18 protein-coding genes are annotated in these 22,328 nt (G+C 65.1%); 4 read left to right on the forward strand and 14 right to left on the reverse strand.

Annotated elements, in window-relative coordinates; translation table 11 throughout:
• Positions 1–53: 53 nt before the first annotated feature.
• Positions 54–1,346 carry a FecR domain-containing protein gene (locus tag LY632_RS00295; RefSeq protein ID WP_234091835.1) on the forward strand — a complete coding sequence of 431 codons (1,293 nt, stop codon included), beginning with the start codon at positions 54–56 and terminating at the stop codon, positions 1,344–1,346.
• 24 nt (positions 1,347–1,370) lie between these two features.
• Positions 1,371–3,560, forward strand: coding sequence for a CHASE2 and HATPase_c domain-containing protein (locus LY632_RS00300; protein WP_234091836.1), 2,190 nt, complete (start codon positions 1,371–1,373; stop codon positions 3,558–3,560).
• Here LY632_RS00300 and LY632_RS00305 read toward each other — a convergent pair.
• Positions 3,557–4,021 carry a hypothetical protein gene (locus LY632_RS00305; protein ID WP_234091837.1) on the reverse strand — a complete coding sequence of 155 codons (465 nt, stop codon included), beginning with the start codon at positions 4,019–4,021 and terminating at the stop codon, positions 3,557–3,559. The two genes, LY632_RS00300 and LY632_RS00305, sit on opposite strands and share 4 nt — an antisense overlap.
• A gap of 80 nt (positions 4,022–4,101) precedes the next feature.
• Positions 4,102–4,800, reverse strand: coding sequence for a response regulator transcription factor (locus LY632_RS00310; protein WP_234091838.1), 699 nt, complete (start codon positions 4,798–4,800; stop codon positions 4,102–4,104).
• A 444-nt stretch (positions 4,801–5,244) separates the two neighbouring features.
• Between LY632_RS00310 and LY632_RS00315 the strand changes: the two genes are divergently transcribed.
• Positions 5,245–8,193 carry a hypothetical protein gene (locus LY632_RS00315; RefSeq protein WP_234091839.1) on the forward strand — a complete coding sequence of 983 codons (2,949 nt, stop codon included), beginning with the start codon at positions 5,245–5,247 and terminating at the stop codon, positions 8,191–8,193.
• Between the two features lie 176 nt (positions 8,194–8,369).
• The gene (locus tag LY632_RS00320) at positions 8,370–8,897 is read left to right on the forward strand and encodes a cytochrome c family protein (RefSeq protein WP_234091840.1); all 528 of its coding nucleotides are present in this window, start codon (positions 8,370–8,372) and stop codon (positions 8,895–8,897) included.
• Between the two features lie 72 nt (positions 8,898–8,969).
• On the opposite strand, the gene hemA is transcribed toward LY632_RS00320, so the two are convergent.
• From hemA to bchB, 12 genes are all read right to left on the reverse strand, one after another.
• A complete protein-coding gene (gene hemA, locus LY632_RS00325) occupies positions 8,970–10,190 on the reverse strand; it encodes a 5-aminolevulinate synthase (protein ID WP_234091841.1) in 1,221 nt (406 codons plus the stop codon).
• Positions 10,187–10,915 (reverse strand): DUF3623 family protein, encoded by a 729-nt coding sequence (locus tag LY632_RS00330; protein ID WP_234091842.1) that lies wholly within the window; start codon positions 10,913–10,915, stop codon positions 10,187–10,189. The genes hemA and LY632_RS00330 overlap by 4 nt, the downstream gene beginning before the upstream one ends.
• A gap of 71 nt (positions 10,916–10,986) precedes the next feature.
• Positions 10,987–12,063: a magnesium-protoporphyrin IX monomethyl ester (oxidative) cyclase gene (gene acsF / locus LY632_RS00335; RefSeq protein ID WP_234091843.1), complete on the reverse strand. Its 1,077-nt coding sequence runs from the start codon at positions 12,061–12,063 to the stop codon at positions 10,987–10,989.
• Positions 12,060–12,359: a hypothetical protein gene (locus LY632_RS00340; protein WP_234091844.1), complete on the reverse strand. Its 300-nt coding sequence runs from the start codon at positions 12,357–12,359 to the stop codon at positions 12,060–12,062. Before LY632_RS00340 ends, acsF begins: the two co-directional genes overlap by 4 nt.
• Positions 12,356–12,832, reverse strand: a complete 477-nt coding sequence (puhC, locus tag LY632_RS00345; RefSeq protein WP_234091845.1) for a photosynthetic complex assembly protein PuhC — start codon at positions 12,830–12,832, stop codon at positions 12,356–12,358. Before puhC ends, LY632_RS00340 begins: the two co-directional genes overlap by 4 nt.
• Positions 12,829–13,437: a photosynthetic complex putative assembly protein PuhB gene (puhB, locus tag LY632_RS00350; protein WP_234091846.1), complete on the reverse strand. Its 609-nt coding sequence runs from the start codon at positions 13,435–13,437 to the stop codon at positions 12,829–12,831. The genes puhC and puhB overlap by 4 nt, the downstream gene beginning before the upstream one ends.
• Positions 13,434–14,201 carry a photosynthetic reaction center subunit H gene (gene puhA / locus LY632_RS00355; RefSeq protein ID WP_234091847.1) on the reverse strand — a complete coding sequence of 256 codons (768 nt, stop codon included), beginning with the start codon at positions 14,199–14,201 and terminating at the stop codon, positions 13,434–13,436. Before puhA ends, puhB begins: the two co-directional genes overlap by 4 nt.
• Before the next feature lie 27 nt (positions 14,202–14,228).
• Positions 14,229–15,656, reverse strand: a complete 1,428-nt coding sequence (locus LY632_RS00360) for a BCD family MFS transporter (RefSeq protein ID WP_234091848.1) — start codon at positions 15,654–15,656, stop codon at positions 14,229–14,231.
• Positions 15,656–16,360 carry a magnesium protoporphyrin IX methyltransferase gene (gene bchM / locus LY632_RS00365; protein WP_234093266.1) on the reverse strand — a complete coding sequence of 235 codons (705 nt, stop codon included), beginning with the start codon at positions 16,358–16,360 and terminating at the stop codon, positions 15,656–15,658. Before bchM ends, LY632_RS00360 begins: the two co-directional genes overlap by 1 nt.
• A complete protein-coding gene (bchL, locus tag LY632_RS00370) occupies positions 16,360–17,250 on the reverse strand; it encodes a ferredoxin:protochlorophyllide reductase (ATP-dependent) iron-sulfur ATP-binding protein (protein WP_234091849.1) in 891 nt (296 codons plus the stop codon). Before bchL ends, bchM begins: the two co-directional genes overlap by 1 nt.
• A 13-nt stretch (positions 17,251–17,263) precedes the next feature.
• Positions 17,264–20,803, reverse strand: a complete 3,540-nt coding sequence (bchH, locus tag LY632_RS00375; protein ID WP_234091850.1) for a magnesium chelatase subunit H — start codon at positions 20,801–20,803, stop codon at positions 17,264–17,266.
• Positions 20,793–22,328: a ferredoxin:protochlorophyllide reductase (ATP-dependent) subunit B gene (bchB, locus tag LY632_RS00380; protein WP_234091851.1), complete on the reverse strand. Its 1,536-nt coding sequence runs from the start codon at positions 22,326–22,328 to the stop codon at positions 20,793–20,795. Before bchB ends, bchH begins: the two co-directional genes overlap by 11 nt.

Here is a 22,328-nt window from a genome sequence, read left to right on the forward strand (position 1 = left end):
GGCCCCGGAACGACAGGCAGAGAGGGATCGCCATGTTCAAGCCTGCCCGCATAATGGCAGCCACGCTCGCCGCACTGGCCAGCATGCTGCTGCTCCCCGCACCGCTCAGGGCGCAGGACGAGGAGACAGTTTCCTACGCAGTCAAGAAGGGCGACACGCTTTACGGCCTCGCACGCCTCTATCTGACCAGCGATGGCGCGGCCTTGCGGGTCCAGCGGCTCAACCGCATTGCAGAGCCGCGCCGCCTGCCAGTGGGCAAGCAACTGCGCATCCCGCGCGAATTGCTGCGCTACACGCCGGTCGAGCTGCGCGTGGCGGGCTTTTCCGGCCAGGTCGATATCGCCGGCCGCGTCCCTGCGGTCGGGGCGGTGCTGAACGAGCGGCAGATCGTGACCACGGGGCGCGGCGGCTTTGTCAGCTTCCGCGCCGCCAATGGCGGCGAAGTCGCCTTGCCGTCCAACACCAGGGCCCAGCTGCTGCGCGCGCGGCGCTATCTGCTTGGCGATCTGCTCGACGTCGACTTTGCCGTGCTCGGCGGGCGGGGCGAGGCCAAGGCGCCCAAGCTGAGGAGCGGCGAGCGCTTCCGCCTGCGCACCCCGACCACCGTCACCGCCGTGCGCGGTACCGAATTCCGCGTCGCCTATGACGAAGCGGGCGAGCGGAGCCTTGCCGAAGTGATTGAAGGCACGGTTGCGGTTGCCGCCGGCGAGAAAGAAATCCCGACCCCAGCGGGCTTTGGTGTGACCAGCACGGCAGAGGGAGCAGGCCAGTTGGAAACGCTCCTGCCCCCGCCCGTGATGATCGATCCCGGAGCGGTCCAGACCGGCCAGATGCTGGGCTTCGCAATCGAGCCTGACAGCAAGGCCAAGGGCTTCCGCATCCAGCTTGCGCGCGATGCGGGCTTCCTCGAAGTGGTCGGCGAACAGGTCACCGGCAACCGGTCAGTGACCTTCCCCCCGCTCGACAACGGGCGCTATTTCGTCCGCGCCCGCACCATTGCGGCCAGCGATCTAGAGGGTTTTTCGGAAGCCTATTCGTTCCGCCGCAAGCGGTTGGGCGTCACAGCCGAGGTCGAGCAATCTCCTCTCGCCGATGGCTATTTGTTCAAGTGGCTGGCGGAAACCGCCGAGGGCGACGAAGGCGAGACTTTCTATGCGTTCCAGCTATGGCGCGAGGGGCAGGACGGCAGCCCGCTGGTCGACGAGACCGGCTTGCGCGAGACGGGGCTGGTGCTGACCGCTCTCGAACCCGGCGTCTATGTCTGGCGCGTTGCGGCGATCCAGGCGGTAGAGGAAGGTCTGCTGAAGGTCTGGGGTCCTGACCAGAGGCTGGCCGTTTCCGAATAGCGCACAGCGCGTTACGGTCGCGCCATGAACCCGCTGCGGCTCCGCCTCGAATGGCTCCTGTTGCTCCTGCTGGCCTTTACCGGGGCGGTTGCTGGGCAGTGGACCGAGGCGACGCTGCGGCTGGACAATCGCTTGCTGGATTTCGCCAGCTCGCTGGCCCGACCCGAGGTCAATCCCGGCATCCTCATCGTCGGGATCGATGATCGGGCGCTCAGCGAAGTGGGCTCATGGCCATGGCCGCGCCTGGAACATGCACGGCTGGTCGACGCGCTCGATGCCGCCGGTGCGAAACTGGTGCTGCTCGACGTGCTGTTCATGGAAACAACCGATCCGGCCAATGACCATGCCCTGGCACAGGCGATAGGGCGATCGGGCAAGGTCGTCCTGCCCCACGGTTTCGGCATCGCTGCCAACACCGTGGGCGACTACCAGCCGGTCATGCCGCTGCCCGAACTGGCTGAGGCGGCCCGCGGTGTCGGCCATGTCGGTGCCTTGCCCGACGAGGACGGCGTGCTGCGCCGTTTCACACTCCGCCAGCGCGTCGGCAAGGCGCACATGCCGCATCTCTCCGTGGTTGCATTGCGGGCATTGGGATTGGACCTGCCGCCCGCACCGCCCCAGCTTGGGCCCGATGCCAACCACCCCATTATAGCCTTCAACCCGCCCGGATCCTTCGCTTCCATTTCCGCAGCCGACGTGCTGGCAGGCCGGGTCCCGGCAGGTCTGCTACAAGGCAAGATCGTGCTGGTCGGGGCAACCTCTGCCGGCATGGGAGACAGCTATGCCGCTGCCGCCGGGACGGTCGAACTCGTTCCGGGCGTCGAAACGCAGGCCAACCTGCTGAACGACCTGATCGCGGGCAAGGTCATCTACCCCTATCGCGAAGCGGTGCAGACATTTGTCGCGGCGATTTCGCTGATGGCGCTGTTCCTCGCTTTCTGGTTCCTGCCGCCGCGATACGGGCTGATCTGTGCCGGGGCCGTGATCGTGATCCTTACAGCGGTGTCGATCCTGCTGGTCCCGCTGGCCGGGCGGTGGCTGCCGATCGGTTCGCTGCTGGTGGTGATCCTGCTGGCCTATCCGCTGTGGAGCTGGCGGCGGCTCACGGCAGTCAGCAACTATCTCGACCGCGAAGCCCGCCGACTCGAAGGCAAAGAGGCGGGAGCGGACGTGGAGGGCGTCGACTTCATCGCGCGGCAGGTCTCGCGCATGCGGCGGCTGGTGCACAATGTGCAGGACTCGCTCGCCTTCCTGCGGCAGGTCATCGAGGCCGCGCCCGATGCCATCCTGGTCCTGGACCGCAATGGCACCGCGCAGATGATGAACGCGCAGGCCCACGCGCTTTTCCCGCATTGGCAGGGGGACACGGCCTCGGGGCTCGGCAAGCTGCTGGAAGGTGCGGCAGCCCGATACGACCAGTCGCGCGGAGAGATTGCCACTGCCGACGGCAAGACCTTCCTCGTCGCCCGCGCACCTCTGGGGCGCAGCGGGGAGGGCGAGATCATCGCGCTGCGCGAAGTGACCGAAAATCGCCGCCGCGAGGAAGAGCGCAAGCAAATGCTGGAGTTCCTCTCGCACGACATGCGTACGCCGCAGGTGGCGATCATAGGCCTTACCCGGCAGGGGGAGGCTGCCCCGCCCGACATGCTGGACCGTATTCGCACGCAGGCCGAACGCACGCTCAAACTGGCAGACAATTTCGTCCAGCTTGCCCGGCTCGAAGAAACCGAGCTCAAGCGCGAGGAAACGGACCTCGGCGCGTTGGTCGAGGAAGCCTGCGACCGCTTCTACGCCCAGGCACGAGCGCGCAAGATTGCCATTGCCCAGTCCGTGCCCGAGGAACCGCTGTTTGCGCCGGTCGATGCGGCGATGATCGCGCGGATGCTCGACAATCTGCTCAGCAATGCCATCAAATACGCGCCCGAGGGGAGCAGCGTTTCTGTCGCATTGGCGCAATGTGCTGATGGATTTGCCGTCTTATCGATTTCCGATCAGGGGCCGGGGCTGCCGGGCGCGCGGATGGCCGATCCCTTTGCCCGCTTCGGCGCGCAGGAGCGCAAGCAGGCCGCGGGGACCGGGCCCAGAGCCGGGCTCGGCCTCGCCTTCGTCAAGCGGGTGGCGGATGCCCATCAGGGAACCGTCGAGGTGATGTCGGGAGCGGGCCAAGGGACGCGCTTTGCCATCTCCCTGCCGCTGTCTGAACCGATAGCCTAGCCGCCAAACTTCCCCAGCGCATCGGCGACCAGCGCCATCGCGACTTCGTCCATTGCTTCATCGGAGAAGCTGCAATCGGTCGCTTCGCCCTCGCCGCGATAGACCATCGCGCCGCTTTGCTGGTCGAACAGCACCAGGGTGGCGCGCATGCGCTGGGCCTTGCAGCCATCGAACACCCTCCCGTCACGGGGGCGGGCCTGCCAGTCGATGCTCTTCTCGTCGGCGACCGCTGTCGAAGTCGTCAACCCGCCCTCGGCATCACGGAACGACACCGCAAAGTCTGCCAGGTAACGGCCGCCCTTGCCGACACTGACGGAGTTGGCGTTGAAAGCCTGCTGCAATGCCGCACCGAGCCGCGCCGAGTCACTCCCCGCCGGAGCATCCGCAGGCATGGTGACAAGAGCTTGCGCTGACAGGCCGGCACCGGTGGAGTCGATCGCCAGGGGGTCGCCACGTTGCACCCGGCAAGCGCCAGCACTGCAGCTGCGATAACCGTGCGCTGAAATGCCCTGTCCCGGATCCCGGCATTGGCAAACATGGGCTATTCCTCCGCGCCGGCGTCGTAATCGTCCATGCGATAGCCGAAACCGAACACGGTTTGAATGGCGAAGCCGTTTTGCGGGCGCAGCTCCAGCTTGGAGCGGACGCGCGAGATGTGCATGTCGAGTGTGCGCGTCTCCATGTCGGGCGAACCGTTCCAGACCTGCGCAAAGATGTAGTTGCGCGACAGCGGGCGGTTGAGATTGTCGAACAGCAGTTCGGCAACCTTGAACTCCTTGGCCGTGAGCTTGATCGGCTCGCCGTCGGCTTCGATTATTTCCTGCAGGCGGTCGATCCGATAGCGGCCGAACTGCTCGAAGCGCGGCTTCTCGCGCGCCCGCACCTTGCGCATGGCGGCGTCGATCCGGGCGAGGATGACCTCGTTGCTCTCCGGCTTGACGATGTAGTCGATGGCGCCAGCCTCGAGGCCTCGTACCACGTCTTCCTTCCCGGCCCGGCTGGTGAGCAGGATCATTGCCGGCGGCGGCGACAGATTGGCGCTGGCCCAGGTGACGATTTCCAGCCCCGATGCCCCCGGCATGTTCCAGTCGATCAGCACAACGTCATAGGTTTCGCGCTTCAGCGCGGTGAGCATTTCGGCCCCGTTGCGATAGCGATCGAAGCTGTGGCTCGCGCCTTCCAGCGCGGCCGACAGCTGCTCCAGCAGCTCGGGATCGTCGTCTGCAATTGCGACACGCATCTATCTGTTCTCTCTTGCGCCGAGGGCGCCCTCATTGCCCCTCGGCAGGCATTCAGAAATGTAACGAACTGGCTGAATATTGAAAGAACAACGGCACTTTAGAAAGTGCGAAGTTACAAGATTTTACTAGTTTGATCAGCGGCTTAGGTGGCCTTACAAGTGCCTTTTGCCACCAGTATTCCGGCAGCAGTGCTTCCAGTCCGCAACTGATGCATCCGCGCGACGCCGATGTCCAAGATTGCGGCGACGTCCGCCAGTTTGACAAACAGGTCCGGGTTGCGACCACCTACCCGCTGCCACCCCGTACCCCCGTGACAATGCTGGCCATCTTGTCTAACCTGCTCTGGCAGCTTGGTAATGATGCACTAACGGGTCCCGATTCCAGCCATGCTTGCCGCGCGATCGCCCTCTTGCGGGGCGGTCCGTCATGCCTGGGAGGGGACCATGCCGAAGATTGCCGCAAAAGCTGCCGAACACCTTGATGAGCTGCTCGCCGCGGTCGATCTCGACGACGAGGTCGAAACCGCCAAGGCGCTGGTCGAACTGGGCAGGAGTTTCCGCGACAAGGCGGACCAGGTTAAGGATTTCGATAGCGCCGGGGCATTGGTCAAGGCACTGGCCGAGGGCACCCGGTCCGACGCGGTGAAGGCGGCTTTCGCTGCAATCGGGGAGGAGGACTTGCAAGGCAAGCTCGCCGCCAGGGCCGAATGGCTGGAGCAGGCCTTCGCCAAGGTCGACAGCAAGGGTGGCGACCTGCTGCGCACGCTCGACCAGTTCGGCGACGGGGCGGAGCGCGGGTCCGGCAAATTGGCTTGGCCGCTGCTCAAACAATCGGCTTCGGGCGGAGGCAACGCAGGGGGGCAGGTCGGCTACGACTTCGCCTTTACCAGCGAGCTTGCGCTGGACCTGGAAGCGGCGGCCAAGTGGAGCTACACCGACCAACTGGCCGGCCCGCTGATGCGGATTGGTGCTTCTGGCCGGCTGGAAGCAAGCGGCGGGGCTACGCTGCCATTTACCGGCGGCAGTGCTGGCCTCAAGGCCGGGGTCAGCGCCAGGCCGAAGATCGATTACTTTTACGCCGTAAAGGACCGCACAACCTTATTCGCCGAAGCTGTCGCCGGCAGGCTGGGCAAGCTGCCCAACCCGTTCGACTATGACGCGGTGTGGGACGGCTTCACCAAGGGCGATCTCGCCGGGCTGCACTGGCAATTCGAAGGCGCCGCGTCGATCGGACTGGGGCTTACTGTGGCCAAGGCATTTTCGATCCGCGACGCGGTGGGTGTGGACCTCGGCGCCACGGTCGATGCCAAGGCCAGTATAAACGGGCTGTGGAACCTCAGCCTGCAACGTGCGCCGGGCTTCACCGCAGATCGACCGCGCATCCTCGCGATCCTTTCGCGCGAACGCACAGGACAAGCCGAGATGATGGCCAAGCTGGGGGCAGAGGTCGATATCTCGAAACTGGCCACGAAGATCCATGGCTTTCTTGACGAGGCCCTCGCAGGAATGGACGAGGCGCTGGCTGAGCTCAGGCCCTTCCTCTCGCCAGGCACTTACCTTCTGGGCCAGGGCGACGAACTGAAAGCGCTGGTCCGGGCCGAAGCCGAGAAGCTGGTTGGCAATTACGAGCTGAAGCAGGCATTGGCCCGCGACCTGCAGGGCGTCGTCGGGGTCGGCGAGCCGGATGAAAGCGAATTGGTTGCTTGGCTGACCGAGCGGCTCGGCGGCGGACTCGATGCCGGGCAAGGATGGCTCAGCGACAAGGGGCGAGCAGTGACCAATGCGCTCAAGGCGATGGCGAGCCAGGTTCCGGCACTCGGCCAGAAGGACTTCATTGATGAGCTGACCGTCAGTCTCGAGACCCTGATCGGCAAGAATATCACGCGCCTGCGCGAGACAGTGGATGCAATGATCGATGACAAGGGCGAGCAAGTCGAGCAAGCTCTCGATAAGCTCGGGCTCAAAGTCGGCAAATGGCCCAAGGACAAGGCCAAGCAACTGGACGACGCCTTTGCCTCGGTCCGCGCGCTGGTCGAGCGTTACGAAGGTCTGTTCCGCAAGGTGCTGGAGAAAGCCAAAGCCGCAGCCGACGCCAAGATTTCAGCCGCGATCCAGGTCGACCTCAACCGTACGGACCGCAAGCAAGTCGAGTTTCAGGGAACGTTCCTGGTCAACAGCGACCACGCCCGCATGGTGTTCCAGGCCTTGTCACGCGGAGACTTCGATGCGCTGACAAATGTCATCCTCGAGAATACCAGTGGTGGCCACGATGCCGAGTTCGACCTCGATGAGGGAGAGACCCGCATCGCGCGTTTTTCTGAAAGCAAACGCAATGTCGGTTACGAATTCCTCGCTTTCGGCTTCGGCGTCAGCGGCAATGCACTGCTCTCCGCCAAGGCGGAAGTGATCGTTGATGGCTATGGGAATATCGAGATCACCACCGAGGCCGAGATCAGGAAACGCGGTGAGAACTTCTTCGGCAAGCGCGAGATCAGCCTGATCAACAGCCAGAGTCTGAGCCTTGCCCGCGTCACTACCCATGCCAGTCCACTGGTCAAGAAGCGGTTCGGCTTTGCCCTGCACATGAGCCATGTCGACACCAGCCTGGTGCGAAGTGAGGTTACCGCTTTCGTGCGCAGCCTGTGCGACGGAAACCTGCTGGGCACCGATGCGGTCGCAAGCGCCGACGCTGCCTTCAGCCGCTGGAGCGCGAGCGCAGCGAGCGGGGCAAAAATCGAGGGGCGGCTCGATTTGCGCCTGTCTCTCGATCACAACGAACTACTGAGCCTGATGGAGATGGGGTCGGGCAACAGTTCGATCATCTTGTCCGATGCTCGCCGTATCGCCATTGCCAACCACGCATTCCGCCACCAGCGCGAGCATCTGCCGAAGGATGCGCAATTGGCCGCTAGTGCCATCGCATTCTTCGAAAAGCATACCGCCTTCAGCACATTCGAAGAGTCGATCTATTGCTGGGAAAGATCGCGCGGCAAACTCCTGCGCGAAGGGCGCGGACCGAGCCGCTCGGAATTGTCGAACGAAGACAAGGCATTCGTTGGCATGTGCGAACGCGCCAACGGTATCTGGGCCATGATCGAGGCGATGCGCGAGATCTATCTTTCGTCTCCGGAAATCACGGAGGACAACGATCCGAGAACGCTGTCCTACAAGGATTTCCGCCGACTTGCGGCGCAGGGGGCGAAAGCGGTTGAAGGCTGGCTGGCAGTTCAGAACAGCCTGTTCTGGTCGGACGCATCGATCCACCCCAAGGTGATCGCGTTCCTCCATCTTGTCGGGGACTTGGCCAATATCCCGGTAGAACAAAGGCTTTCCCTCACCCTGTCCAGGACCGGCCCGGGCGATCCGGAAACCCTGGTCCTTGTCGGCGCCTGAGAGCTGCCCCGACGATACAGCATAGCCGCCTTCGGGAACCATCGGAACGCTGGCGGTTTTCAAGTCTTGGCAGGAGACCACGGACGTTGGGCCACTATGCCGCGCCCCGAGAATGTTCTAAGGGAAATGGGGAGAGATCGGCGCACCGGTCTCCGGGAAAGCGAGAGGGAGTAAGTATGAGCAAATACAAGGCATTTGCAGCAGTGGCAGGTATGTCGGTGCTGATCGCGGCTTGCTCTGGCGGGGAATCGGAACCCGCCGCACCGGCCGAACCTGCTGCCACCGAAGCGCCGGCTGCAGAAGCAACGCCTGCGGCGCCTGCCGCTGCGGAAACTCCGGCTGCCGCTCCTGCCGAAGGCGGCATGGCCACGGCCGATGGCGTGGCCTATGCCAGCCTGACGGGCAATGCTGCGGCCGGCAAGGTGGTGTTCGCTGCATGCGCCACCTGCCACTCGGTCAAGGCAGGGGAAAACAAGACCGGCCCGTCGCTGGCCGGCATCGTCGGTCGCCCCGCCGGTTCGGTGGCAGGCTTCAACTATTCGCCGGCCAACAAGAACAGCGGCCTGACCTGGACCGAAGAGCAGCTGTACCAGTATCTGGAAGCGCCGCAGAAGGTCGTTCCGGGCACCAAGATGATCTTCCCGGGCCTTCCCGATGCACAGAAGCGCGCCGATGTGATCGCCTATCTCAAGAACCCGGTCTGATCGGGCCATTTCTGGACTAGCAAAAGGGGTCGGAATTCCGGCCCCTTTTTCATGGCATCCTTGTCGAGGTGATCAGGCGGCCAGTTCGCGCCGGGCCAGTTCGCAACGCGACCAGATCTCGCTCAACGCATCGAGCAGCCGGTCGATGTCGCCGTCGCTGTGCACCGGTGACGGGGTGACCCGCAGCCTCTCGGTCCCGCGCGGGACGGTGGGATAGTTGATCGGCTGCACATAGATCCCGTGATGCTCCATCAGCCAGTCGCTGATGAATTTGCACTTGTGCGGATCGCCCACCATCACCGGGATGATATGGCTGGGATTGGGCAGGTGCGGGATGCCCATCCGGTCGAGCGCGCCGCGCACCTTGGCCACTCGTTCCTGTTGCATCTCACGCTCGGCATTGCTGTCCTTCAGATGCCGGATGCTGGCGCAGGCCCCGGCCGCAACCGCGGGCGGCAAGGCGGTCGAGAAAATGAAGCCGCTGGCAAAGGTGCGGACGAAGTCGCACAGGTCGCGGCTGGCGGCGATATAGCCGCCCATGACCCCGAAGGCCTTGCCCAGCGTGCCTTCGATCACGGTGATGCGGTCCATCAGCCCTTCGCGCTCGGCCACCCCGCCACCGCGCGGGCCGTAGAGGCCGACGGCGTGGACCTCGTCGATATAGCTCATCGCATTATGCGCTTCACAGACGTCGAGGATTTCGGCGATCGGTGCGATGTCGCCGTCCATCGAATAGACGCTTTCGAACGCCACCAGCTTGGGCCGGTCAGGGTCGAGCGTCGCCAGCTTGCGGTCGAGATCCTCGGGCGAATTGTGCTCGAAAATCATCCGCTCGGCCTTGGAATGGCGGATGCCTTCGATCATCGAGGCATGGTTGAGCGCGTCGGACAAGATCACGCAGTCCGGGATCATAGCCCCCAGCGTGCCGAGCGCCGCCCAGTTCGAGACATAGCCCGAGGTGAACAGCAGCGCGTCTTCCTTGCCGTGCAGGTCGGCTAGCTCGGCCTCCAGCAGCACGTGATGGTGGTTGGTGCCCGAGATATTGCGCGTGCCCCCCGCGCCCGCACCGCATTCGTCGAGCACCTTGTGCATCGCCCCCAGCACCTTGGGATGCTGCCCCATGCCGAGGTAATCGTTGGAGCACCATACCGTGACGTCGGTGGTGGTGCCATCGACATAGCGGGTCGCCTGCGGGAAATTGCCCGCCTTGCGTTCGATCTCGGTGAAGACGCGGTAGCGCCCCTCTTCGCGCACGGCATCGAGCTGGCGGCCGAAAAATTCCTCGTAGTTCATGCTTGTCCCTCACCGTCATGAATTCTGTTGCTGGTCTCCGCGCGCGCTTCGAGCGCCCATTGCCACAGGGCGGAATCGCGAAACGGAATGGCCAGGAAAATGTGTTCGAGCGCCGCGAGCAGGCACAGGCCGCTCAGCAACGCGCCCTGTGCGGTACCGGCCGCTGTGGGGGCGACAAAGGCCGCATGGGCGAACCAGGCGCCAAGCCCCAAGATGGCAATGGTGCTGAGCAACAGCGCCGGATGCAGGCTGCGCGGCCCGAAGTAGCTTTTCAGGTAGTCGAGATGCCGCGGCAGCAGCTCGTCGCTCATGTTCGGCACGCCGCGATAGATGTTGAGCTTGGACGAAAGCCGGAACACCAGCAGCAGCGCGAAGGTCAGCGCCCCGGTGGCGTTGTGCGTAACCGCTGCGAGGGAGAGCAGCAGACCGGCGGTCATCGCCAGCGCCACCTCGTGATGGATCAGCGCCATGGTGGCGAGCGAGAACCGTTCCCAGCCCCGCGCCTGCGGTGGGCAAACCTCGCGATGAACCCCGGCGACAGCGCCGGTGAGAAAACTGATCTCGTGCCAGCTCCAGATCAGCAGCCCGCCGAGGAAGCTGCCGTAGACCGCCCACACGGCTTCCGAAGTGCTGCTCAGCACCACCAGCGCCAGTCCGCACAGGGCGCAGCCGCCGGCGATCACCAGGGCGCGCGCGAAGGATTGGCGAAAGCGGTGGTTGAGCATGGCGACAAGGCCCGTGCTCACGAACCAGAGCGCCGTCACCACAACGAAGGGTAGCAAAAGGCCGCTCTCGCCTACCACGCGGGCTGCATCCGGATCGTCGCGGGAAGCTGGTTGGGTTTGGGGCGCAGGAAGAACATGCGGGCGAAGGCCCTCCCGGCGCTGGCCATGCCCGCGAGCCTGTCGATGCGACCGGCGATTCCGCCGCGTGCCTTGGCGTCCTCGATCCGGTCGGACGCGAGGCGCAGGTCCTCCATCGCCCGGCGGAAGCGCGGATCGTCGGTGTCGAGCTCGACCGGAAAGACCTGGCGGCTGATTTCGGTGCAGATCGAGAAGACCTTGTAGCCGTATTCGGCCGGATGAATCCCCAGCGCCTTGTGGAACTCGGGCCGGTTGTGATCGCGCACATACATGGTGGCGTAAACCGACAGCAGGAAGAAGCGGATCCACAGCTTGTTGAGGCCGGTCAGCAGCTTGGGATCGGCCCGCATAAGCAGCGCGAAGGCCTCGCCGTGGCGGAACTCGTCGTTGCACCAGTCGTGGAACCAGTCGAAGATCGGGTGGAACTTGTTCTCCGGCCGCTTGCCCAGTTCGCGGTAGATGGTGATGTAGCGGGCGTAACCGATCTTTTCCGACAGATAGACCGCGTAGAAAATGAACTTCGGTTTGAAGAAGGTGTATTTCTTGGCCTTGGTCAGGAAGCTGAGGTCGATGCCGATGCCCGCACCTTTGAGCGTCTCGTTGATGAAGCCGGCGTGGCGGCTCTCGTCGCGGGCGAGCAGCTTGAACAATCGCTTCATGTCGGGGTTCTTCGTCCGCCGGGCGATTTCGGCATAGAGTATGCAGCCGGAGAATTCCGAAGTCAGCGAGCTGGCCAGGAAATCGATGAACTCCTTGCGCAACTCGGGTTCGAGCCCTTCGATCACGCCGTCGAATTCCGGCGTCTTCTTGAAGTGGCGCTTGTTGGGATCGCCTTCCATCTCGGTCATCAGCGATTCCCACTCGGCCCGCACCGATGACACATCGATCCGGTCCATCGCGGCGAAATCGGTGGTGTAGAAACGCGGCGCGAGGACGGTGTCCTGCGTGGCGATGGCCATGGTGTCCGGTTTATCACCGGCAGCCGCGGCCACCTTGCTATGGGCGTTCATCTGAGCCTCCCTGGATTGAAGCTGACTTCGTAGAGTTCACCGAGCTCGAAATAGCTGGCGAGCTTGGTCCACGCCCGGCGCAGCGGGGCTGCGCGGCGGACAGTGGCGGTGCGCTCGAAACTCAGCTTCTCGCCGAATGCCACAGTGACCGGCGCGCCGTGGACCTGCACCTGGTCGCCGGGATAGATCGGAACGTCTCCGTCGAGCTTCACATGCGCGTGGAAGTGATCCGGGCTCTGCTCGATCTCGATCCGGCAGCCCGTTTCGAAGGCGGTGCTGTAGAACAGGCCGGTCATTCGCCAACCCCCTGTAGCAGCGACGCGAAATTGGCGGTGTGATCGGGACCGTAGCCTTGCAACTCGGCGCTCTCGCCAGTGCTGGGATCGGTCAATGACAACGCCCCGTTCTGCCATTTGGTGAGGATGAAGGGAGCCTCGGGCCCGAGGCCGATCTTCTTGCGCAGTTTGGCGAGGCGACGGATCGTGGCGCGAGTGAAGCCTTCCTCGCCAAAGCCGATGACCTTGACCACCGCGCCGTTGGCAGCGTCGGTTACGACCACAGCTCCATCGGCGCGATCCTCGAACCGCAAGCTCCTCTGAAGCGCAGGTTGCACCTGCGCTGCGGCGCGCTGGAGCTGCGGGTTGGCCTCTTGCGGCAGGAAACCCCACGAAACCGCGCCGGTCAGGGCAAGGACGCAGGCAAGCAGCGCCGCGGCGCCGATCAGCGCTTCCTTGGGAACGGTCGGGTCGTGGTGATGGGCGTGGCTCATGCCGGGTAGCCCTCCAGCGCCGGTCCGGAAGCTGTGTTATCGGCCTGCACAATTGGCTGAACCTGCCGCACCGCGTCGAACAGCTGCTTCGCCACCGCCGCTGCATCCGGAATCGCCCGCAGAATCGGCTGCGGCCGGAAGATGCGGAGCGACCGGGCGTGCGGCCACAGCATCAGGTAGCCGAGCCGGGGCATGCCCTTGAGGTGCAGCACGATGCTGCCCTTGCCGCCGCCAAGCGGCTTGAGGTCGGCGCTTTCGATTTCGCTCAGCGGGATATTGATGCACTTGTTGAGCGCGACCCCGATCCGCAGCACGATCCGCTTGTTGGTCAGCGTATAGACCGTGGTCCGGTGCACACCCCAGAGGAACAGCGCCGCCAGCCCCAGCACCAGCACGGCCGATACGGCCAGCGTCCCCGCGGTCGTCCTGGCGCCGGTCGCCAGCGACCACACCAGCAGAGCGGCGAAGTAGAGCGCCACCAGCCGCACATGCAGCGCCGAGGTCACCAGGGTTCGCCATTCGGGTTCCCCCTGCCACAGGATCGCTTCGCCGGGCGGGAGCTCGCCAGGAAGCCCGCGCACCGGTTCGTGGTCGTACTCGCTCATATCAGCGGCTCCTGCCGGGCGCGGTTGGCGTAGAGGTAGCCACCGCCGAAATAGGCCACGATGCGCTCTTCCTCGTACAGCGTGATCGTATCGGCGGCCTCGGGCACCGGCGCGGCGGCGAACTGGCCGGCATTGATCGCATCGATCACCACCCGGCCGACCTTGCCCTGAACCTTGGCCATGCCCATCGGCGCGAGCACTTTCTTCATGCCCGTATCGACTTCGAGATAGCGGACCTGGTTCTCGGCCCGGTCGACCCACAGGTCGGTCACGGTCCCCGCCTTGGCCCCGTCGGCCCCGATCACGCTCATGCCGCGCGGATCGGCATCCTTGCGATGCACCCCGACACCGGTGGCAAGAGCAATCGGCACGATCCGGTTGCGCCCTTCGGCGTCGAGGTCGGCATGCTTGGCACGGTCGGCCCAGGCTGCCGGGCCGAGGCCGTCTTCGAGCGGGTTGCCGGTCGGATAGTAAGGCGCGCCGCCCGAGGCGAATGTCCGCTTGCCCGCAACATCGACCTTTTCGCGGCCCTTGGTGGGCGTCGTCACCGTGCCGCGGCCATGCGGCATGAGGAAGGTCTTGGGGCTATCGCTGTGCAGGATACCTCCAGGCGTATCGACGCGGCCTGTGACCTCATCCTCCAGCGGATAGCCTTCGCGGCGATCCTCGCGCCGGAGATAGACGAGCAGTGCCAGGAAAAACCCGGCGAACAGCACCATCGCAATTGCCGCCAGATCGTACTGGACTATGTTGAAATCCTTCATCTCAACTCTCCTTCTTCGTTCCGGCCGTCAGGTCGGGAATTCGGTCACCGCGAAACGCGCGGAGGCATTCTTGTTGTCGGGATCCGCAGGATTCCTGAGCCGCCCGACGACCGGCCCGAGAACAATCAGCGTGAACACCAGCAAGGCGATCTCCAGCGCGTAGACCGCACCGTATCCAGTCGCCCGATCGGCCAGTGTCGATGGGCTGTGGAGCGTGGTGCCAATGGCATCGCGAATGATGCCGCCCAGCGCGATTCCGAGACCGGCGGCGCTGGCCTGCACCGCCCCCCATGCGCCCAGCGCCATGCCCGCTGCGCCGTCGCGCGCGAGGCTCATGGCCGCAATCATGGTGCCGACCGAGAACAGCCCCGTGCCAAAGCCGATGGTGGCAGCCCCTGCGAACAGCAGCACGGGCGACGCCAGCGGGGCGGCGAACAGAGTCATCAGGAAAGCCGCGATCCCGATGGCCGCGCCATAACCGGCAAGCCGCAGCGGGTCGGCTCCGCCCTGCATGCGGTGGGCGCAGAGCGCGAAGGCAACGAGCGCGCCCAGGGCCCAGGCCCCGGTCAGGCTGGTGGTCGCGCCGACCGACAGGCCGAGAATTTCCCCGCCATAGGGTTCGAGCAGCGCATCCTGCATCGAGAATGCCATCGCCCCGAGACCGATGGCCGCCAGCAGACGCGGCGCATGCGGCTGTCCGGTGAAAGCACGCCATTGCTCGGCAAAGCCGGCCCGGATGACGTCCCCTGCGGCGAGCGCCGAATTGCGCGCTTCCTGCTTCCACAGTGCGGCAATGTTGAGCAGCATGGTCAGCCCTGCCGCGCCCTGGATCACCTGAATCAGCCGGGTGTGGCTGTAGTCGGCCAGCAATTGCCCCATGCTGAGCGCAGCCAGCATCATGCCGACCAGCAGCATGACATAGAGCAGCGCGACCACGGCCGGGCGCTTGTCCTCCGGGGCAATGTCGGTCGCCAGCGCCAGCCCGGCGGTCTGCACCACATGCATCCCCCCCCCGGTCAGCAGGAAAGCGGCGCAGGCAGCGGCGAGACCAATCGGCAAGGTATCGGGCCGCGACAGCAGCACCAGCGCGAAAGGCATGATCGCCAGGCCGCCGAACTGCGCCAGCGTGCCGAACCAGATATAGGGCACCCGCCGCCAGCCGAGGATCGATTTGTGGGTGTCGCTCTTGTGCCCGATCAGTGCCCGGAACGGGGCCACCACCAGCGGCAGCGCGATCAGCAGGGCGATGATCCAGCTCGGCGTGCCCAGCTCGACGATCATCACCCGGTTGAGCGTGCCGTTGAGCAGCACCACCGCCAGCCCCACGCTGACCTGGAACAGCGCCAGCCGCAGGATGCGCGAGAGAGGCAGGCTGGCGCTGGCCGCATCCGCAAACGGCAGCCAGGATGTCGCCACCCGGGTCCAGTTTGCAGCAAGGCGGCCAGTGTCAGCCATCAGCGTTTCACCAGCTCCATCGCTTGCGAGGTGTAGAAGCCGCTCGAGATCCGCATCGTCCGACCGATCTTCCAGCCCGCCAGTCGCGTCAGACGGCGGCGCAAGTCGCGTTCCGCAATCGGCACGATGGCGGGCGACCGGTTGCCGCGCGGGAACAGCTTGCCGGCGGTGTGCATCGCACCGAGCAGCGGTGTGTGCGGCGCGAAGGTGAACAGGATCGAGCCATGACAGCGCGTCGCCATTTGCTCGAGCGTCGCGACCAGGTCCTCCGCGCGGTAGTGGATCAACGAATCCATCGCCACCACATGCGCAAATCTGCCCAGCGCGGGATCGAGCATGTCGCCGACATGCCAGTCGATCCGGCCATGGCCGAGGAAACCCGGCGCGCGCCTGGCGGCGATCTCGACCAACCCGCCGGCGATATCGATCCCGGTGACCTCGGCCCCGAGACAGGCGACATCGACGCTGAGCGCCCCCGTGCCGCATCCGGCATCGAGCACACGCTGGCGGCGCAGGTCGGGCGGCAGCCAGCCGACCAGGGTCGCGCGCATCCGGTCGCGCCCGGCCCGCACCGTGGCGCGGATGCCGCTGACCTTGGCATCGGAGGTGAGATCGATCCACGCCTTGCGCGCGGTGCCGTCGAAATAGGCGGCGAGCTTTTCGCGCTGGTGATCGTAGCGGGTCGGTGCAGCTTGCGTGGCCATCATTCGAACCCCAGGAAGTCGAAGATGTCGCGGTCCTTCATTGGCTGCGCTGCGAGCGGTTCGACCCCGGCCCACAGCTTGCGGGCAAGGTTCATGTATTCCTCGCGCGCGGCTTCGACCTCGGGGCTGTCGTCCATTTCGAACAGGGTGCACTTCTTCAGCCGGCTGCGGCGGATCGCGTCGAGATCCTTGAAATGCGCCAGCCGCCGCATGCCGATAGCGTCGGAGAAGCGGTCGATCTCGTCGGTCTGGGCCGAGCGGTTGGCGACCACCCCGGCCAGCTTGACGTTGTAGTTCTTGGCCTTGGCGTTGATGGCCGCCACGATCCGGTTCATCGCGAAGATGCTGTCGAAATCATTGGCAGCCACGACGATGGCGGCATCGGCATGCTGCAAGGGCGCGGCAAAGCCGCCGCAGACGACATCCCCCAGCACATCGAAGATCACCACATCGGTGTCTTCCAGCAGATGATGCTGCTTGAGCAGCTTGACCGTCTGGCCGACGACATAGCCGCCGCAGCCGGTGCCCGCCGGCGGGCCGCCCGCCTCGACGCACATTACCCCGTTGTAGCCTTCGAACATGAAGTCTTCGGTGCGCAGTTCCTCGGCATGGAAATCGACCTGCTCCAGCACGTCGATCACCGTCGGCATCATTTTCTTGGTCAGTGTGAAGGTGCTGTCATGCTTGGGATCGCAGCCGATCTGCAACACCCGGTGCCCGAGCCGCGAAAAGGCGGCGGAGAGGTTCGACGAAGTGGTCGACTTGCCGATCCCGCCCTTGCCATAGACCGCGAAGACCTTGGCCCCCCTGATTTCGTCGGCCGGATCGAGCGCGACCTGGACGCTGCCTTCGCCATCCGGGGGGGCATCCTTGCCATCGAGTAGCGTCATGGTGTCACCTCTTTCATTCGGCCGAGACCAGCCCTTCGAGCCGGTCTTCGAGATCGTTGGCGGCGGCCTTGAGGGCAGCCAGGGTTGCGGCATCGGGGCTCCACAGCTCGCGTTCGGTGGCTTCGAGCAGACGCTCAGCCACGCGGGCGGAGGATTTGGGATTGAGCTGAGCCAGGCGGGCACGCATCGCATCGTCGAGCACGAAGGTCTCGCTGATCTGCTGATAGACCCAGGGCGAAACGCTGCCTGTGGTGGCCGACCAGCCCATGGTGTTGGTCACATGGCCTTCGATCTGGCGCACGCCTTCGAAGCCGTGCTTGAGCATGCCTTCGAACCACTTGGGGTTGAGCATGCGGGTGCGGGTTTCGAGATCGATCTGCTCACCCAGCGTACGGACCTTGGCCTGCCCTTGGGTGGCATCGACGACATAGACCGGGGTGGCGGTGCCCCGCGCCTTGGCCACCGCGCGGCTCATCGCGCCGAGGCCATCGACGTAATGGTCGATATCGGTGACGCCGAGTTCGACCGACTCGAGATTCTGGTAGGTCAGCTCGACACTGGCGAGTTCGCTCGCGAGCAGATCGCGGCGCTGCACCGGCGCGCCCCGGCGGCCATAGGCATAGCCCTTGTGGGTCTCGAACATGTCGGCCAGCTCGTCGGCATCCGCCCAGGCTCCGCTGTCGATCAGCTGGTTGACATTGGCGCCATAGGCCCCTTCCGCGTTGGAGAAGACCCGCAGCGATGCGGTTTCGAGGTCGCACTCGTGCTTGGCCATATGCGCCAGGCTGTGCTTGCGAACGAAGTTCTGCTCTTCCGGCTCCTCGGCCATGGTGGCGAGCCAGCTGGCCTCGGCGATCATGCGTGTCTGGAGCGGCAGCAGGTCGCGGAAAATACCCGACAGCGTCACCACCACGTCGATGCGGGGGCGGCCCAGTTCCTCCAGCGGGATCAGCTCCGCGCCCGCGAGGCGGCCGTAGTCGTCGAAGCGCGGGCGCGCGCCGATCAGCGCCATCGCTTGCGCAATCTGGCTGCCTTCGCTCTTGAGGTTGTCGGTGCCCCACAGCACCATGGCGATGCTTTCCGGCATGGCCGCACCTCCTGCAAGGTGGCGCGCCAGCAGCTGTTCGGCCTGCGCCGCGCCCTGCTTGCAGGCGAATCGGCTGGGGATGCGGAAGGGATCGAAACCGTGGAGGTTGCGACCGGTCGGCAAGACGTCGGCATTGTGCAGCAGGTCGCCGCCCGGAGCAGGCTGGACATAGCGCCCGTCGAGTGCGCGGACGAGCGCGCCGAGTTCGTCATTGGCGTCGAGCTTCGCTTCGAGCTCCGCCCGGTCGAGCGCAGGCGTGGCGGCAAGCATGGCCGCAATCAGCTCTTCGCGTTCCTGACCCTCGAGTTTCGCGCCGATGACGTGCAGGCCGTGCGGGATCAGCTCGCGCTCGATCTCGTAGATGCGGCCCGCGAGCGTGGCGATATCGCCCAGTTCGATGTCGAGCGCGGCGCACTGGTCGGCAATCATCGCGGCTAGCTCGGCGCGCTCGCTCACGTCCTCGCTGGTGCGCTGGCGTTCGACCAGGGCTTTCAGCTCGCCGAAGCCCTTGTTGAGCCCGGCCTCGGCCAGCGGCGGCGTGAGATAGCTGACCAGCGTCGCACCCGAACGCCGCTTGGCGATGATCCCTTCGGACGGGTTGTTGGAGGCGTAGAGGTAGAAGTTCGGCAGATCGCCCAGCAACCGCTCGGGCCAGCAGTCGCCGCTCAGCCCCGCCTGCTTGCCGGGCATGAACTCCAGCGCGCCATGGGTGCCGAAATGCAGCACCGCATCGGCCCCGAAATCCTGCCGCAGGTAACGGTAGAAAGCGCTGAAGGCATGGGTCGGGGTGAAGCCGCCTTCGAACAGCAGCCGCATCGGGTCGCCTTCGTAGCCGAACGCAGGCTGCACGCCGACGAAGACATTGCCGAAGCGCGCACCATAGACATGGATCGCCTGCCCGTCGCTCTGCTGGCGGCCGGGGGCGGGGCCCCATTGGGCCTCGATCTGCTTGAGGAAGGGTTCGGCGCGGACATGGTCGTCGGCGGCGATGAAGGCGGCAACATTGGCGTCGGCGCCGTATTGTTCGGCATTGCCTTCGATGATCGCGCGGCGCAGTGCCTCGACGCTCTCGGGCAAGTCGACGGCATAGCCTTCACCCGCCAGCCGGGTGAGCGTGGCATGGAGCGATTCGAACACCGCCAGATGCGCCGCGCTGCCGGTCGCCCCGGCATTGGGCGGGAAGTTGAAGATCACCACCGCGAGCTTGCGCTCGGCCCGCACGCGCTTGCGATTGGCGATCAGGCGGCCGACCTTGCGCGCCAGCGCCCCGGCGCGCTCGGGGCAGGCACGCATGGCGCGGGTGCCCTCGGCGGCGAAATCCGACCGCCCGCCGAACACCGATGGCACGATGGCCCCGTCGAGTTCGGGGATCGCCAGCATCATGGTGGTTTCGAGCGGCAGCAGACCCTGGCGGCTCTCGCCCCAGCTTTCGAGCGACTGGAACTCGATCGGGTGCGCCGCGATATAGGGCACATCGAGCGCGGTGAGCGTTTCCACCGCTGCATCGACATCGTTGTAAGCCGGGCCGCCAACCAGCGAGAAGCCGGTCAGGTTGATGACTGCATCGACCTGGCACACGCCGTCCTTGACGAAGTACCGATCGATCGCCGGGCGGGCATCGAGCCCGTTGGCGAAGGCGGGAATGACTTGCAGCCCCTCAGCTTCGAGCGCCTCGATCATGCCGTCATAGTGCCCGCTGTCGCGCCCGAGCAGGTAGGACCGCAGCATCAGCACGCCGACGGTGCCGTTGGCTTGCTTGACCTTAGGCAGGGCGGCGGCATCCTCCGCCATCAGCCCCTTCATGCGCGGGTGATAGACCCCGACCTCGGGGTAATCGCGCGGCGGCTGCGCGGTCATGGTACCCCTGAGAGTGGTGCGCTCGCCCGCAGCATAACGGTCGATCAGGCCGCGGACCATGTCGACGACATTGTCGTCCGAACCGGCCAGCCAGTATTGCAGGGTCAGGAAATACTGCCGCACGTCCTGTGCCGCGCCGGGGATGAAGCGGAGGATCTTGGGCAGGCGGCGCAGCATCTTCATCTGCCCTGCGCCGGAACTCGCGCCAGGTTTGGAGGAGCCGCGCAGCTTCTTGAGCAGCGCCAGCGGCCCCTTGGCCGGCTTGTCCATGCGGTAACCGCCGAGCCGGGTCAGCTTGACCACGTCGGAAGCCGACATCAGCCCGACCATCGCGTCGCACTCTTCACGCCGTGCCAGCAGCGCAGGATGGATCGCACGGACGTGATCCTCGAGAAACAGCATGGTGGCGATGACGATATCTGCCCGCGCCACATCGGCCTTGGCCCTCTCCAGCACGGTAGGATCGCGGTCCCAGTCCGAGGCGGCATAGAGCCCGATGCTGACATTGTCCGCCGCCAACCGCTGGTTGGCCCGCTCGACCGCACCAGCGAGGTGGTTGTCCAGCGTGACAATGACCACGCGAACGGAAGGGGCGCGCTTACCGGGCATAATGCGCCTTCGCTTCGTAGAGGGTCGCCAGCTCGATCCGCGCCATGCCCTGTTCGGCTGCAAAGAGTTCGGTGTTGCGCCGCGCCTTGCCGCGCACGAAGAACGGGATCTTCTTCAGTTCGCGCTCGGCATCCTCGCTCCACACGGCGGTGTCGTTGGCGGGTTCGGCGGGAACTTCGATGGCAGGCTTGGCGTGTCCCGGCCCCAGATGCGATGGCCCCGCCCCGTCGTTGAATTCGAAGTCATCGCTGAACATGGTCAGCAGGTGCTCTTCGAGCCCCATCACCAGCGGATGGACCCAGTCGTCGAAGATCACATTGGCGCCTTCGAAACCCATCTGCGGCGAGTGGCGGGCAGGGAAATCCTGCACATGCACCGGCGAGGAAATCACCGCACAGGGGACGCCCAGCCGCTTGGCGATGTGCCGTTCCATCTGCGTGCCCAGCACCAGCTCGGGCTGCGCCTCGCCGATGGCCGTTTCGACCGCGAGATGATCGTCGGTGATCAGCGCGGTGAGGCCCAGCTTCTCTGCCATTGCGCGGACATCGCGGGCATATTCGCGGTTATAGCAGCCGAGGCCGCAGACCTTGAAGCCCAGCTCCTTATGCGCGATCCGCGCCGCGGCCACGGCATGGGTGCCATCACCGAAGATGAAAACCCGCTTGCCGGTGAGATAGTTGGAGTCGACCGACCGGCTCCACCACGGCAGGCGGGAGAGCCCTTGGGCGAGGAGTTGCTCGGGGTCGACCCCGGCGAGGCTGGAGACCTCGCGAAGGAAATCCTGGGTTGCGCCGACCCCGATCGGCACAGTGCGCACGACCGGCTGGCGGAAGGTCCGCTTGAGCCAGTCCGCTGCAAGATCGCCGGTCTCGGGGTACATGACGATGTTGAAGTCCGCCGCACCAAGGCGGGCAATATCTGCGGCATCGGCGCCCAGTGGAGCGACGACATTCACATCGATGCCCAATTGAGCCAGCAGACCGGTGACCTCGACAATATCGTCGCGGTGGCGGAAGCCGAGCGCGGTCGGGCCGAGCAAGTTGACGAGCGGGCGGCGCGTTGCGGGATCGCTTGGTCGCAGGTCCTTGTCCGCCAGCGTGCGGACGATCTGATAGAACGTTTCCGCCGCGCCCCAGTGCTCCTTGCGCTGGTAGCTCGGCAATTCCAGCGGCACGACCGGGATCGGCAGACCCATCTTCTCGACCAGACCGGCCGGATCGTCCTGGATCAGCTCGGCAGTGCAGCTCGCGCCGACCAGCATGGCATCGGGCTGGAAGCGTTCGATCACATCGCGCGCCGCGTCCTGGAACAGCTGCGAGGTATCCTTGCCCAGATCGCGCGCCTGGAACGTGGTGTAAGTCACCGGCGGACGCTTGCCGCGCCGTTCGATCATGGTGAACAGCAGGTCGGCATAGGTATCGCCCTGCGGCGCGTGGAGCAGGTAGTGAATGCCGCGCATCGCTGTCGCCACGCGCATCGCGCCGACATGCGGAGGTCCTTCATAGGTCCAGACGGCGAGCTGCAT

It is taken from the genome of Erythrobacter sp. SDW2 (genome assembly GCF_021431965.1).
Taxonomy (GTDB): Bacteria; Pseudomonadota; Alphaproteobacteria; order Sphingomonadales; family Sphingomonadaceae; genus Parerythrobacter.